Origin of the sequence: Streptomyces sp. NBC_00582 (genome assembly GCF_036345155.1) — a bacterium.
In the GTDB taxonomy this organism is placed as follows: Bacteria; Actinomycetota; Actinomycetes; order Streptomycetales; family Streptomycetaceae; genus Streptomyces.
Genome location: NZ_CP107772.1, coordinates 6,899,813 through 6,912,859 on the forward strand (window position 1 = coordinate 6,899,813; position 13,047 = coordinate 6,912,859).

The 13,047-nt window shown below is 71.7% G+C and carries 11 protein-coding genes; 4 read left to right on the forward strand and 7 right to left on the reverse strand.

Annotated features, from left to right (window positions below; translation table 11 throughout):
- Positions 1 to 652: 652 nt before the first annotated feature.
- The 4 genes from OG852_RS31155 to OG852_RS31170 all read right to left on the reverse strand — a co-directional run bounded on the left by OG852_RS31155 (position 653) and on the right by OG852_RS31170 (position 4,948).
- Complete coding sequence (locus tag OG852_RS31155) at positions 653 to 2,890, reverse strand: heavy metal translocating P-type ATPase (protein ID WP_330349668.1); 2,238 nt, start codon at positions 2,888 to 2,890, stop codon at positions 653 to 655.
- A 19-nt stretch (positions 2,891 to 2,909) separates the two neighbouring features.
- On the reverse strand, positions 2,910 to 3,149 hold the full coding sequence (locus OG852_RS31160) for a heavy-metal-associated domain-containing protein (protein WP_133911370.1): 240 nt from the start codon (positions 3,147 to 3,149) through the stop codon (positions 2,910 to 2,912).
- 73 nt (positions 3,150 to 3,222) lie between these two features.
- A complete protein-coding gene (locus OG852_RS31165) occupies positions 3,223 to 4,173 on the reverse strand; it encodes a PrsW family intramembrane metalloprotease (RefSeq protein ID WP_330349669.1) in 951 nt (316 codons plus the stop codon).
- Positions 4,174 to 4,288: 115 nt separating this feature from the next.
- Entirely contained in the window at positions 4,289 to 4,948 is a 660-nt protein-coding gene (locus tag OG852_RS31170; protein WP_133911372.1) for a TetR/AcrR family transcriptional regulator, read from the reverse strand.
- A 141-nt stretch (positions 4,949 to 5,089) separates the two neighbouring features.
- Between OG852_RS31170 and OG852_RS31175 the strand changes: the two genes are divergently transcribed.
- Positions 5,090 to 7,405, forward strand: coding sequence for an MMPL family transporter (locus tag OG852_RS31175; protein ID WP_330349670.1), 2,316 nt, complete (start codon positions 5,090 to 5,092; stop codon positions 7,403 to 7,405).
- Positions 7,365 to 8,408, forward strand: a complete 1,044-nt coding sequence (locus tag OG852_RS31180; RefSeq protein WP_133911374.1) for a zinc-dependent alcohol dehydrogenase family protein — start codon at positions 7,365 to 7,367, stop codon at positions 8,406 to 8,408. The genes OG852_RS31175 and OG852_RS31180 overlap by 41 nt, the downstream gene beginning before the upstream one ends.
- 18 nt (positions 8,409 to 8,426) lie before the next feature.
- On the opposite strand, the gene OG852_RS31185 is transcribed toward OG852_RS31180, so the two are convergent.
- The 3 genes from OG852_RS31185 to OG852_RS31195 all read right to left on the reverse strand — a co-directional run bounded on the left by OG852_RS31185 (position 8,427) and on the right by OG852_RS31195 (position 11,055).
- Positions 8,427 to 8,627 (reverse strand): helix-turn-helix transcriptional regulator, encoded by a 201-nt coding sequence (locus tag OG852_RS31185; protein ID WP_133911375.1) that lies wholly within the window; start codon positions 8,625 to 8,627, stop codon positions 8,427 to 8,429.
- Positions 8,628 to 9,025: 398 nt separating this feature from the next.
- Positions 9,026 to 9,859, reverse strand: a complete 834-nt coding sequence (locus OG852_RS31190; RefSeq protein WP_133911376.1) for a helix-turn-helix domain-containing protein — start codon at positions 9,857 to 9,859, stop codon at positions 9,026 to 9,028.
- A 269-nt stretch (positions 9,860 to 10,128) separates the two neighbouring features.
- Positions 10,129 to 11,055, reverse strand: coding sequence for a sugar phosphate isomerase/epimerase family protein (locus OG852_RS31195; RefSeq protein ID WP_330349671.1), 927 nt, complete (start codon positions 11,053 to 11,055; stop codon positions 10,129 to 10,131).
- Positions 11,056 to 11,216: 161 nt separating this feature from the next.
- Here OG852_RS31195 and iolC point away from each other — a divergent pair, with 161 nt between their 5' ends.
- Entirely contained in the window at positions 11,217 to 12,167 is a 951-nt protein-coding gene (gene iolC / locus OG852_RS31200) for a 5-dehydro-2-deoxygluconokinase (protein ID WP_133911378.1), read from the forward strand.
- Positions 12,164 to 13,045 carry a Cgl0159 family (beta/alpha)8-fold protein gene (locus OG852_RS31205; RefSeq protein WP_133911379.1) on the forward strand — a complete coding sequence of 294 codons (882 nt, stop codon included), beginning with the start codon at positions 12,164 to 12,166 and terminating at the stop codon, positions 13,043 to 13,045. The genes iolC and OG852_RS31205 overlap by 4 nt, the downstream gene beginning before the upstream one ends.
- Positions 13,046 to 13,047 lie beyond the last annotated feature (2 nt).

A 13,047-nucleotide genomic window follows, 5' to 3' on the forward strand; every position in this document is an offset into this window, starting at 1 on the left:
GGCGCGACTGGTCCTGCGTCAGGGGCGCGGGGTATTGCGCGACCAGCCACCGCGTACCCGCACCCGAAGTCAGCCCAAGCCGCCCGCACAGGCAAACCCAAGCCGCCCGCACAGGCACTGCACAGGCAAAGCGGAAGGCGCCCTGACGTCAGTCCCCCCACGGGCCGACGACCAGGGCGCCTTCCCATGTCCCGGTGCGGATTCCCCCCACGGGATCCGGCCGGGCGTTTCAGAGGACAGCGCCTGAATTCGCTGTGTCGATGTGCGGTTGTTGTGCGGTTGTCGTGCCTACGGTTGAGCACAACGAGCAGAACTCGCCGTACTACCGCATGTGCGATCTGCCGGGACGCGCACGCTGGGAGGGCCGCTCAAAGCTTCCCGGTGTACGTGCCCCGGCAACGCATCTCTGAGGAAGTCCCCCAAGACATTCCCCAGATGCCGGTCCGCGCCCCCCAAGACGCTTTCCGACACCGTCAACTTAGACCTTCGAACCCCTTCGGTGGTTACGTTCACATCACTGTGATCTGTGTCTCTTGCATATGTCCGTTAGATGCGCAAGAGCCCGGATACAGCGAGCGAGGCCCAAGCGTAAGGATGATGCGCGAGCCTTGTGAAGAGCTTATGTGAGGCTCGCGCAGGACTCCAGGGGGTCTCAGTCAAAGGTGCGCAACCTGAGACTGTTCGTCACGACGAACACCGAGGAGAAGGCCATCGTCGCCCCCGCGATCATCGGGTTGAGCAGTCCGGCGGCGGCCAGCGGCAGCGCGGCCACGTTGTATCCGAACGCCCATACGAGATTTCCCTTGATCGTGGCGAGGGTCCGCCGGGACAGCCGGATGGCGTCCGCCGCCACCCGCAGGTCCCCGCGCACCAGCGTCAGATCGCTCGCCTCGATCGCCGCGTCCGTCCCGGTGCCCATGGCCAGCCCCAGATCGGCGGTGGCGAGGGCGGCCGCGTCGTTGACGCCGTCGCCGACCATCGCGACGACCCGCCCCTCGCCCTGCAGCCGCCGTACGACGTCGACCTTGTCCTCGGGCAGCACCTCGGCGATCACCTCGTCGATCCCGACGGCCTCCGCGACCGCCTCGGCCACCGCCCGGTTGTCGCCGGTCAGCAGCACCGGGGTGAGCCCCAGCGCGCGCAGTTCCCGTACCGCCTCGGCGCTGGTCTCCTTGATCGCGTCGGCGACCACGAGGATCCCGCGCGCCTGTCCGTCCCAGCCGACGACGACGGCCGTACGACCGCCCCGCTCGGCCTCGTCCTTGGCGCGGGCCAGCTCCCGCGGAAGGTCCTCGAAGAGCCGCCCCACGGCCACCTCGCGCCCCTCCACGCGCCCTCGTACGCCCCGCCCGGGCACGTTCTCGAAGTGTTCGGCGGCCAGGGGCGGTTCCCCGGTCCGCTCCTCGGCGCCCGCGGCCACCGCACGGGCGACCGGGTGCTCGGAGGCGTGCTCCAGGGCGCCCGCGAGCCGCAGCAGTTCGGTCTCGTCCGTGCCGTCCGCGACATGGACGTCCTGGAGGGTCATCCGGCCGGTGGTGACGGTGCCGGTCTTGTCGAGGACGACGGTGTCGACGCGGCGGGTGGACTCCAGGACCTCGGGTCCCTTGATGAGGATGCCGAGCTGGGCGCCGCGCCCGGTGCCGACGAGGAGGGCCGTGGGGGTGGCGAGGCCGAGCGCGCACGGGCAGGCGATGATCAGCACGGCGACGGCCGCGGTGAACGCGGCGACGGTGTCCCCGGTGGCGCCGAGCCAGCCGCCGAAGGTGGCGGTCGCGATGACCAGCACCACGGGCACGAACACCCCCGCGATCCGGTCGGTGAGCCGCTGCACCTCGGCCTTGCCGTTCTGCGCGTCCTCGACGAGCCGTGCCATCCGGGCGAGCCGGGTGTCGGCGCCGACCCGGGTCGCCTCGACGACGAGCCGCCCGCCGGCGTTCACGGTCGCGCCGGTGACGAGGCCGCCCGGTCCGACGTCCACCGGGACGGACTCACCGGTCAGCATCGACGCGTCGACCGCCGAGACGCCCTCGACGACCGTGCCGTCGGTGGCGATCTTCTCCCCGGGCCGTACGACGAACCGGTCCCCCACCGCCAGCCGGTCGGCCGGGATCCGGGTCTCCCGCCCGTCGCGCAGCACGGAGACGTCCTTGGCGCCCAGCTCCATCAGCGCCCTGAGCGCCGCCCCCGCCTGCCGCTTGGAGCGGGCCTCCAGATAGCGGCCGAGCAGGATGAACGCGGTGACTCCGGCGGCGACCTCGAGATAGATCGCGGAGGCGCCGTCCGTGCGGGAGACGGTGAGCTCGAACGGGTGCCGCATACCGGGCATGCCCGCGTCCCCGAGGAACAGCGCCCACAGCGACCAGCCGAAGGCGGCCAGCGTGCCCACGGAGACGAGCGTGTCCATGGTCGCGGTGCCGTGCCGCAGGTTCGTCCAGGCGGCCCGGTGGATCGGCCAGGCCCCCCAGACGACGACGGGCGCGGCGAGCGTCAGCGAGAGCCACTGCCAGAAGTCGAACTGGAGCGACGGGACCATCGCGAGCAGCACGACGGGCGCCGAGAGGAGGACGGAGACGAGGAGCCGGTGCCGCAGGGCCGAGAGTTCGGGGTCCTCGCCGTCGTCCGCCGGTTCGGGCTCGGCGCGGACGGGTTCCTCGGCGGTGTACCCCGTCTTGACGACGGTCGCGATCAGATCGGCTACCTCGGTCCCCGGGGGATAGCTGACCTTGGCCTTCTCGGTGGCGTAGTTGACCGTCGCGGTCACGCCGTCCATCCGGTTGAGTTTCCTCTCCACGCGGGACGCGCAGGAGGCGCAGGTCATCCCGCCGATCAGCAGTTCGACCTCGGTGGTCGGGGCGGCTATCGGCGCTTCGGTGGCGGTGCTGCTCGTCATGGTCGTGGGGGTGGTCCGGTCAGGCCCGGCCGGCCAGCTCGAAACCGGCCTCGTCGACGGCCGCGCGGACGGCCTCGTCGTCGAGGTCGGTCGCGGAGACGACGGTCACCTCGCCGGTGGCGGCGACCGCCTTGACCGAGGTGACCCCGGGCAGTTCCGAGATCTCGCCGGAGACGGCGCCCTCACAGTGGCCGCAGCTCATGCCGGTCACCTGGTAGACGGTGGTGACGGAGCCCGCGGTGTCGGTCTGAGCGGTCATGTCGTTCTCCTAGGGGAGGCGGATGGGGCCGAGGGGGACCAGAGAGGTCTCCCAGTAACCCCACACTATACCCCTAGGGGGTATTTCTCCAAGAAGGGTCCTGGCGTGCCAGCGAGCGCACCCAGGCCACCCCGAACAGGGCCACCAGCGCCGTTCCGCCGACCGAGAACAGCGTGAACAGATGCTGCTGTTCCGTGGTCGGCCGGGGCAGGTACCCCTCGGCGAAGAGCCGCCTGTCCAGACCGCCGGCGGTCATGCGGGCCACCAGCCAGATCGCGATCCCGTGTGTGGAGTCCCACAGAGCGTGCAGCAGCGCGACGCCGGCATACGTGCCGACGACGGGCGCGGCGAACGGGAAGCGCCCGTTCGGCCGCCGGTACTCCAGGAGGACCCCACCCGCGACCGCCGTCCACAGCCCGTGTCCGAGCGGGGCGAGCACACCGCGCAGGATCTCGGTCTCGAGCAGCGCGCCGAGATCGACGCCGACGGTCGAGACGGCCGCGTCGAAGGCGTATCCGGCGCTCTCCAGGGCCGCGAAGCCGAAGCCGACGGCCGCGCCCAGCACCACCCCCGCCCGCAGCCCGCGCAGCCGGGTCTGCCGGCGCAGCACGAACATCAGCGCGCCGAGCTTCGCCGCCTCCTCGATCAGCCCCACGCCGACGAACATCCACAGCGAGGGGTGCAGCAGATGGGACTCCATCGCCGAAGCGCCCAGCACCCCCAGCGTGCCGCCGGTCAGGAAGCAGCCCAGGATCAGGCCGACGCCCAGGTTGCGGCCGTGCCGCTCGTACGCCCACAGCACGAAGGAGACCGGGACGAGGAAACTGCCGAGCAGGATCAGGGTCGGCAGCAGGGTGGTGTCGGCCGTGGCGTAGGTGACCAGTGCGGTGAGCGCCCACAGCAGCAGCCCGCCGCCCAGGCAGCGCTTCCACAGCCCGGGCCGGATCCGCGGGGACGACGGAGGGGGTTGCTGCGGTCCGGGGATGCGCGCCCGGGGAGCGCCGGGCGGCGGAGAGTGGGTCACGGCAAATCCCCTCGTCGTCAAGGGTCCTCCGGGCGGGGTGATCACCCGGAGCGGATTTACCGGCACTTTATGTAGGTATGTCCCGGCCCGCAGTCCGGGACGGTCGTCCGGGGGGCTACGAGGTGGGGGTGGTCGCGGGGGTCCGGCCGAGGCGGTCGCCGACCAGTGGCTGGAGGTAGCGGATCAGGACGCTCTTCAGCTCCTGGACGTACGCCTCGCGCTCGGCGCCCTCATGGCCGAGGACCAGCTCCAGGCCCGCCTTGTACAGGCCGAGGCACATGTGGGCGGTGCGGGTGAGGTCGGCGGGCGGGGCGTCGGGCAGGAGCGATGCGAGCAGCCCCTCGATACGGGCGAGCAGCGTCGCGTGGAGCGCGTCGTGCTCCTCGCTGATGAGGCCGGGGATGTCGGGGCCGTGCATCAGGGCGAAGAACACCGGGTGGTCGCAGTTGAAGGCGATGAACCGGTCGACGGCCGCGCCGACCGCCTCCTCCAGCGGAGTGGCCGGGTCGACCGGGGCGAGCGCCTCGCCGTAGGCCTCCCGCATCTGGTGCATGAGCCGGTCGCCCAGCTCGATGGCGATCGCTTCCTTGTTCGGGAAGAACTGGTACAGCGTGCCGGGGGAGACGCCGGCCTCACGGGCGATCGCGTTGGTGCTGGCGGCGGTGTAGCCGGTGGTGGTGAACACGGTGGCCGCGGCCTCCAGCAGCTGCGCGATGCGCCGCTCCCCGCGCGCCTGACGGCGGCGCGGCTGTTCCTTCGCCTGGTTCTCGGGCACGCGGTTATCCCCAGCTCTTCGGACGCTGTTGACAAACACGAGAGGTCGCTCGCATTCTGGGACCAGAAACGCGAGCACTCTCTCGTGTTTTCAATTCTACGGTTTTCACGACTGCTTGCAGGGTGAAGGGGACACCGCACGATGACCGAAGTCAACAGCCCACCCCGTCCCGGAGGGTGGACCCGCTTCGTGACCGCCCGCCCCAGGCTGACGCTCCTCGCGGCCCTGGTGCTCACCCTGCTCGCGGTGCTGGCCGGCGGCGGGGTCGCCGACCGGCTGGGCAGCGGCGGCTGGGAGGACCCGGACGCACAGTCCACGTACGCGACGAAGGCGCTGGAGCGCGAGTTCCCCGCCTCCCAGCCCAATCTGCTGCTGCTCGTCGACTCGGGCACGGCCTCGGTGGACGACCCGGCGGTCCGGGCCGAGGCCGCCCGGCTGACCGCGCGGCTCACCGCCGAGAAGGGGATCGTGGGCGTCGGCTCCTATTGGGACAGCCGGTCCCCGGCCCTGCGCGCGAAGGACGGTCACGAGGCGCTGATCGCGGCGCGCATCACGGGCGACGAGAAGACCATGGGCGAGACCCTCGACCGTGTCGCCCCCTCCTTCCGGGGCGAGCGGGGGCCGGTGCGGGTCAGGATCGGCGGCATCGTCGCCGTGCGGCACGAGATGCAGACGACCATCCAGGAGGACCTGACCCGCGCGGAGATGATCGCCCTGCCGATCACCCTGGTGCTGCTGGTGATGGTCTTCGGCAGCGCGATCGCCGCCCTGCTGCCGCTCGGCATCGGCATCGTCGCGATCCTCGGGACCAACGCGATCCTCAGCGGTCTGACCGCCTTCACCGACGTCTCCGTCTTCGCGATGAACCTCACCACGGCGCTCGGGCTCGGCCTCGCCATCGACTACGCCCTGTTCATCGTCCGCCGCTTCCGCGAGGAACTCTCCACCGGCGCCGCCCCGCTCACCGCGATCGGCACCACGCTGCGCACGGCCGGCCGCACGGTCCTGTTCTCCGCGCTCACGGTCGCCGTGTCCCTCGCGGCGATGCTGGTCTTCCCCCAGTACTTCCTGCGCTCCTTCGCCTACGCCGGCATGGCGGTCGTCCTGCTGGCCGCCGCGGCCGCCCTCATCCTGCTCCCGGCGGCCCTCGTCCTGCTGGGCGACCGGGTCAACGCCCTGGACCTGCGACGGGCGTTCCGCGGGAAGCCGAAGCCGTCGGGAGCCGACGACACGGCTCCCGACGAAGGCAGGGGCGCGAGCGGGCGCACCACCGACGGCGGCACGGCCTGGGCCCGCGCGGCGGACCTGGTCATGCGACGCGCCCCCTTCTTCGCCCTGGCGACCACGGCCGTCCTCGTCCTCCTCGGCCTGCCCTTCCTGGGCGTGAGGTTCGGCACGGCCGACGACCGTCAGCTCCCCTCCTCCGCCGAGTCCCACATCGTGCAGCAGCACATCAGGGACGGCTTCCCGGGCAGCCCCGGCGGCGGCCTGGAGGTACTCGCCGAGGGGAAGGCGACCCCGGCGCAGTACACGGCCTACAAGGAGCGGATCGCCGCGCTGCCGGAGGCGGTCCGGGTCGACGGCCCGCTGGTGAACGGCGACTCGGCGTACTTCACGGTGCAGCCCAGGGGTGAGGCCGTGGACGACGAGGCGCAGAAACTCGTCAAGGATCTGCGCGCCCTGAAGGCCCCCTTCGACACCAAGGTCACCGGCACGGCGGCGGTCCTGGTCGACTCCAAGCACGCGATAGGCGCCCAACTGCCCTGGGCGGGAGCCTTCGTCGCCGTCGTCACCCTGTTGCTGGTCTTCCTCCTCACGGGCAGTGTGCTGATCCCGCTCCAGGCGGTGCTGCTCAACGCGCTCAGCCTGACGGCGATGTTCGGCGCGGTGGTCTGGGTCTTCCAGGACGGCCACCTCTCCGGCCTGCTCGGCTTCACCAGCCCCGGCTCCATCGAGACCACCCTGCCGGTCCTGATGTTCTGCGTGGCCTTCGGTCTCTCCATGGACTACGGCGTGTTCCTGCTCTCCCGCATCAAGGAGGAGTACGACGCGACCGGCGACCACGAGCACGCGGTCCGCCTCGGCCTGCAGCGCACGGGCGGCCTGATCACGGCGGCGGCGGTGATCCTGGCCGTGGTGATGGTCGCGATAGGCACCTCCCGGGTCACCAACACCAAGATGCTCGGCCTGGGCATCGCCCTGGCGGTCCTGATGGACGCGATGGTGGTCCGCAGCCTCCTGGTCCCGGCCATCATGCGCCTGACCGGCCGAGCGACCTGGTGGGCACCGGCGCCGCTGCGCAGGTTCCACGACCGGTTCGGACTCGGCGAAGGAGGCGATCACCCACCCAGAGGCGCGGGGAACCACCCGACCGGCCACGATGTACCCGCAGACGAACACGGCGACGGGAGCCCGAATGCAAGCGGTGGTCTTCGAGAGATACAGCGAACCCGCTGAGGTACGCGAGGTACCCGACCCCCGCCCGGCCCCGCACGGAGTCGTCGTACGGGTGGAAGCCACCGGCCTCTGCCGAAGCGACTGGCACGGCTGGATGGGCCACGACCCCGACATCGCCCTCCCGCACGTCCCCGGCCATGAACTGGCCGGAACCGTCGAGGAGACCGGCGCCGGCGTCACCCGCTGGCGCCCCGGCGACCGGGTCACCGTCCCCTTCGTCTGCGGCTGCGGAAGCTGCCCGTCCTGCGCGGCCGGCGACCACCAGGTGTGCGAGCGCCAGACCCAGCCCGGCTTCACCCACTGGGGTTCCTTCGCCCAGTACGTGGCCCTGGACCACGCCGACGTGAACCTGGTCGCGATCCCGGACGATCTGTCCTACGGCACCGCCGCCTCCCTGGGCTGCCGGTTCGCCACCGCGTTCCGGGCGGTCGTGCAGCAGGGCCGGGTCGCGGCGGGGGAGTGGGTGGCGGTGCACGGCTGCGGCGGGGTCGGTCTGTCCGCGGTGATGATCGCGGCGGCGAGCGGGGCGCGGGTCGTGGCGGTGGACGTGTCGCCCAGGGCGCTGGAGCTGGCGCGGACGTTCGGAGCGACGGAGTGCGTGGACGGGAGAGAGACCCCGGACACGGCGGCGGCGGTGCGTGACCTCACCGGCGGCGGCGCCCATCTCTCCCTCGACGCCCTCGGCTCCCCGGCCACCTGCGCGGCCTCGGTGAACGGACTGCGCCGCCGGGGCCGTCACATCCAGGTCGGGCTGCTGCCCTCACCCGAGGGCACGACCCCCGTCCCGCTGGCCCGTGCCATCGCTCTGGAGCTGGAGCTCCTGGGCAGTCACGGCATGGCCGCGCACACCTATCCCGCGATGCTGGAGGCGGTCCGGGCCGGCGTTCTGCGGCCCGACCTCCTGGTCACCTCGACGATCACCCTGGACGCCGTACCGCAGGCGCTCGCCGCGATGGGGACGGCGCCCGGGTCCGGGGTCACCGTCATCGAGCCGTGGCGCTGAGGGGCGCGCAGGCGCAGGTCAGTCGGATCGGCGTCCGCGGTTGCCCGGCCGGGACGCCACCCAGGCGTGGACGGTGGCGGCGTACCAGTACGGTTTGCCGCCCTCGACTCGGTCGGGCGGGGGGAGCAGCCCGTGCTTGCGGTAGGACCGCACGGTGTCCGGCTGCACCTTGATGTGCGCCGCGATCTCCTTGTAGGACCACAGCCTTCGGTCGGTCATGAGGTGCACCTCCCCGCGCGCGCCGGGGTGGCGGCCGGGAGGCCGCCCGGGGGAGCCCGGCGCTGCGCTGGCGATCATCAAGCCTGTGCCCGGTGAACGACGCAGAGTGACCGTGCGACCGCGGCTGTGGACCGTGTGTGACACAAGACCCGCGTAAGCGGGACATGTATCACAGAAGGGAGGTCTTTGTGACAGATGTGACGCAGAGCAACGCGGGGACGCGCGGAGATCCGTGAGGGGTCTGCGGGAGCGGCGCGTCGACAAAGGCCCCCGGGGCGCCGACCCCCCGGGGGCCCTCGACAGGGGCGGACCGGGCCCGCTGCGACAGGCACCGCCCCGCCCTGTTCCCCGCCATCCCCCCGTGCAACCGGATCAACTGGCAGGACCCCAGCCTGTATTCAGCCAACCCGCCGGGTCTTGGAAAAATGCGCACCCGGTCCGGACCAATCGCCCGGCCGGGCCGGCAGCACCAGGCTGGTCGCCTCCCCGCTCATCCGGTCCGCCGCCGGGGACACCGCCACCGGAGCCCGTCTGGCCTGCGTGAACTCCCTCGGCGTACAGCCCGTCATCGCCTTGAACTCACCGCTGAGATGGGCCTGGTCGTAGAACCCGCACAACGCGGCGGTCTCGGCGGCGCTGCGGCCGTCCGCCAGGAGCCGGCGGGCGCGTTGCAGCCGCAGCACCCGTGCCGCGGCCTTCGGGCCCAGCCCGATCTGCTCCCGGAAGCGGCTCTCCAGGTGCCGTACGCTCCAGCCGACCTCCTCGGCCAGCCGTGGCACCGGTATCGCACCCCCCGTCCGCACGAGCAGCGACCAGGCCCGCACCACCCGCTCCGAACTCGGCACCCCCGCCTCCCACCAGCGCGCGAACACCTCGTCCAGCAGCCCGAACCGTTCCGCCCAGCCGGGCAGCGCGGCCAGCGCGGCGGCGAGGTCCCGCAAGGGGGTGGCGAGGGAGTGCGGCAGGTCGTCGGGGTCGACGGTCCGGTCGACGAGCTCGTGCTGCGGCGTACCGAACAAGGTGAACGCGGCCCAGGGCGTCAACAACACCTCGACCCCCGACACCCGCCCCCCGTGCTCCCCGACGGCGGGTGTGGTGGTGGGCCCGCAGTACACCGACACGAGGGTGTCCGGATCCCGCCCCGCACGGGATATCCGAACGGGCTGATCGAACCCCAGCAGCAGGGTCGAGGCCCCGATGGGCGTTTCGAGCCGCCTCCGGGGCCGTGACATGGCGAGCCTGATCCCGCGATAGCTCATCACGCCGGGCCGTAACCGAGGATGCGGAGCGCCAGTGGCGAACTCCCATGACCCTCCGGCCCCTTGTCCGGACGAGACGCGTACGGCACCACCAGTCATGGGCACCCATGGTCCTACGTCGGGGCGGTGCCGTTAAGGGGTGCGGGGCTGTATCGATATGCGGCTCCGCCGCGTGGCGCGACAAGCCACATGCACCCCGCACGCGCGGTCGTGCAGAACCCGCCCCCTCCGGTAGGCGACGGCTACGCCCCGCACGACCGGAGAAACGCCCGCGTACGCTGCGCGATCGGCAGCGGAGCGTCCGGCTCGCAGGGGTACATGTCCTGCTCCACGATCGCGAACAGGTCCACGTCCAGCTTCCCCGCCGCCTCCAGGACGGGCCCCAGCGCCGGCACACCCGCGGGCGGCTCGCACATCACACCCTGAGCCACCGCCGGTCCGAACGGCGTCCCCTTGGCCTTCACGTCGGCCAGGATCTCCGGGTCCACCTGCTTCAGGTGGAGGTACCCGATCCGCTCGCCGTACGTCTCGATCAGCTTGACGCTGTCCCCGCCGCAGTACGCGTAGTGCCCGGTGTCCAGGCACAGCGACACGAGGTCGGAGTCGGTGCCGTCCAGGAACCGGACGACGTTCTCCTCGCTGTCGATGTGGGTGTCGGCGTGCGGATGGACGACGATCTGCAGCCCGTACCGCTCCCGCACCTCCTTGCCGAGCCGCTCGGTCAGCGAGGTGAGATTGCGCCACTGCTCGGGCGTGAGGGTGTCGGGCTCCAGGACCTGGCCGGTCTTGTCGTCGCGCCAGAAGGACGGGATGACGACGAGGTGCTTGGCCCCCATCGCCTGGGCGAGCACCGCGTTGTCCGCGACATGCGCCCACGTCTTGTCCCACACGGCCTCGCCGTGGTGGAGCCCGGTGAAGACCGTGCCGGCGGACACCTTCAGGCCACGCCTGGCGGTCTCCTCGGTGAGGACGGCCGGGTCGGTCGGCAGATAGCCGTAGGGGCCGAGTTCGATCCACTCGTAGCCGGACTGCGAGACCTCGTCGAGGAAGCGCTGCCAGGGGACCTGGACCGGGTCGTCCGGGAACCAGACACCCCAGCTGTCGGGGGCCGATCCGATCCGGATACGGGAAAGTGAGGATTGCGATGACTGAGGTGACAACGACGTCATGGGCGCCAGCGTGCGGGCTCACCTCGGGGGTGTCAAGGCCTGGTCCGAATGTCTGGACAAACTATTGACAGGGTGGCGCGGGCGGGACTACAAAGCCGTGGAGAGCCGACACGGGGCCGGGTTCGACCGGACCCGGGCGACACGAAGGGAACGCGAACTCGATGGCGTACGACCTGATCACCATGGGGCGGATCGGGGTGGACCTCTATCCGCTGCAGACGGGTGTGCCGCTCCCGCAGGTCACGTCCTTCGGGAAGTTCCTCGGCGGCTCGGCGTCCAACGTCGCGGTCGCCGCGGCCCGCCTCGGCCGGTCCACCGCCGTGATCACCCGTACCGGCGACGACCCCTTCGGCACCTACCTCCACGAGGCCCTGCGCGGCTTCGGCGTCGACGACCGCTACGTCACCCCGGTGCCGGGCCTCCAGACGCCGATCACCTTCTGCGAGGTCTTCCCGCCGGACGACTTCCCGCTGTACTTCTACCGCAGGCCCAAGGCCCCGGACCTGGAGATCGACGCCCACGAACTGGACCTCGACGCCATCCGCGACGCCGGCATCTTCTGGATCACCGGTACCGGCCTGAGCGAGGAGCCCAGCCGCACGGCGACCCTCGCCGCCCTCGCGCACCGCGCCAAGGCCGGCACCACGGTCTTCGACCTCGACTGGCGCCCCATGTTCTGGACCGACCCGGACGCGGCCCGCCCCTTCTACGCCGAGGCCCTCAAGCACACCACCGTCGCCGTCGGCAACCTCGACGAGGTGGAGGTCGCCACCGGGGTCCGCGAACCGCGGGCCGCCGCCCAGGCGCTGCTGGACGCGGGCGTCGAGCTGGCCGTCGTCAAGCAGGGCCCCAAGGGTGTCCTCGCCGTCCACCGCGACGGCGACTCCGCCGAGGTCCCGCCGCTTCCGGTGAACGTCCTCAACGGCCTCGGCGCCGGAGACGCCTTCGGCGGCTCCCTCTGCCACGGACTGCTCGCCGACTGGGACCTGGAGCAGGTCATGCGGCACGCCAACGCGGCCGGCGCGATCGTCGCCTCCCGGCTGGAGTGCTCCTCCGCGATGCCGACCGTCGACGAGATCGAGGCGGCCGTCGAGGCGGGTGCCGTCCTGTGAGCGTCGACGTCTCCGAACTCGTCCGGCTGCGCGCCGAGCGCCCCGAAGCGGTCGCCGAGGCCGCCGCCCGCCGCCCCCGCAGGCCCCTGCTGGGCGACAACGGCCGGCTGATGATCGTCGCCGCCGACCACCCCGCCCGGGGCGCGCTCGGCGTCGGCGGCGACAAGCTCGCCATGGCCAACCGCGTCGACCTGCTGGAACGCCTGATCCTGGCGCTGTCCCGGCCCGGCGTGGACGGTGTCCTCGCCACCGCCGACATCCTCGACGACCTGCTCCTGCTCGGCGCCCTCGACGGCAAGGTCGTCATGGGCTCGATGAACCGGGGCGGTCTGCAGGGCTCGGTGTTCGAGCTGGACGACCGCTTCACCGGCCACCGCGCCCAGGACATCGAGCGGCTGAACTTCGACGCCGGGAAACTCCTCCTGCGCATCGACTACGACGACCCGGGCTCCCTCACCACCATGGAGACCACCGCCCGCGCCATCGACGACATGGCGGCCCGCGGACTGCCCCTGTTCGTCGAGCCGTTCCTCAGCCGGCGCACCCCCGAGGGCAAGGTCGCCAACGACCTCTCCGCCGAGGCCGTCACCAAGTCGATCGCCATCGCCTCCGGCCTGGGCGGCAGCTCCGCCTACACCTGGCTGAAGGTCCCGGTCACCGACAACCCCGACGACATGGCCGAGGTCATGGCGACCTCCACCCTCCCCGCCGTCCTCCTCGGCGGCGAGGTGGGGGACGACCAGGACGGGGCGTACGAGAAGTGGCGCGGGGCGCTGCAACTCCCCACCGTCCGGGGCCTGGTGGTCGGCCGTTCGCTGCTGTACCCGGCGGACGGGGACGTCGCCGCCGCCGTGGACACCGCCGTAGGACTGCTGTGAGG

What these genes read in the sequence shown, in the direction of transcription:
- OG852_RS31155 (WP_330349668.1), bottom strand. Translation starts at nt 2,890, where the DNA reads ATGACGAGCAGCACCGCCACCGAAGCGCCGATAGCCGCCCCGACCACC.
- OG852_RS31160 (WP_133911370.1), bottom strand. Translation starts at nt 3,149, where the DNA reads ATGACCGCTCAGACCGACACCGCGGGCTCCGTCACCACCGTCTACCAG.
- OG852_RS31175 (WP_330349670.1), top strand. Translation starts at nt 5,090, where the DNA reads ATGACCGAAGTCAACAGCCCACCCCGTCCCGGAGGGTGGACCCGCTTC.
- OG852_RS31180 (WP_133911374.1), top strand. Translation starts at nt 7,365, where the DNA reads ATGCAAGCGGTGGTCTTCGAGAGATACAGCGAACCCGCTGAGGTACGC.
- OG852_RS31185 (WP_133911375.1), bottom strand. Translation starts at nt 8,627, where the DNA reads ATGACCGACCGAAGGCTGTGGTCCTACAAGGAGATCGCGGCGCACATC.
- OG852_RS31190 (WP_133911376.1), bottom strand. Translation starts at nt 9,859, where the DNA reads ATGTCACGGCCCCGGAGGCGGCTCGAAACGCCCATCGGGGCCTCGACC.
- OG852_RS31195 (WP_330349671.1), bottom strand. Translation starts at nt 11,055, where the DNA reads ATGACGTCGTTGTCACCTCAGTCATCGCAATCCTCACTTTCCCGTATC.
- iolC (WP_133911378.1), top strand. Translation starts at nt 11,217, where the DNA reads ATGGCGTACGACCTGATCACCATGGGGCGGATCGGGGTGGACCTCTAT.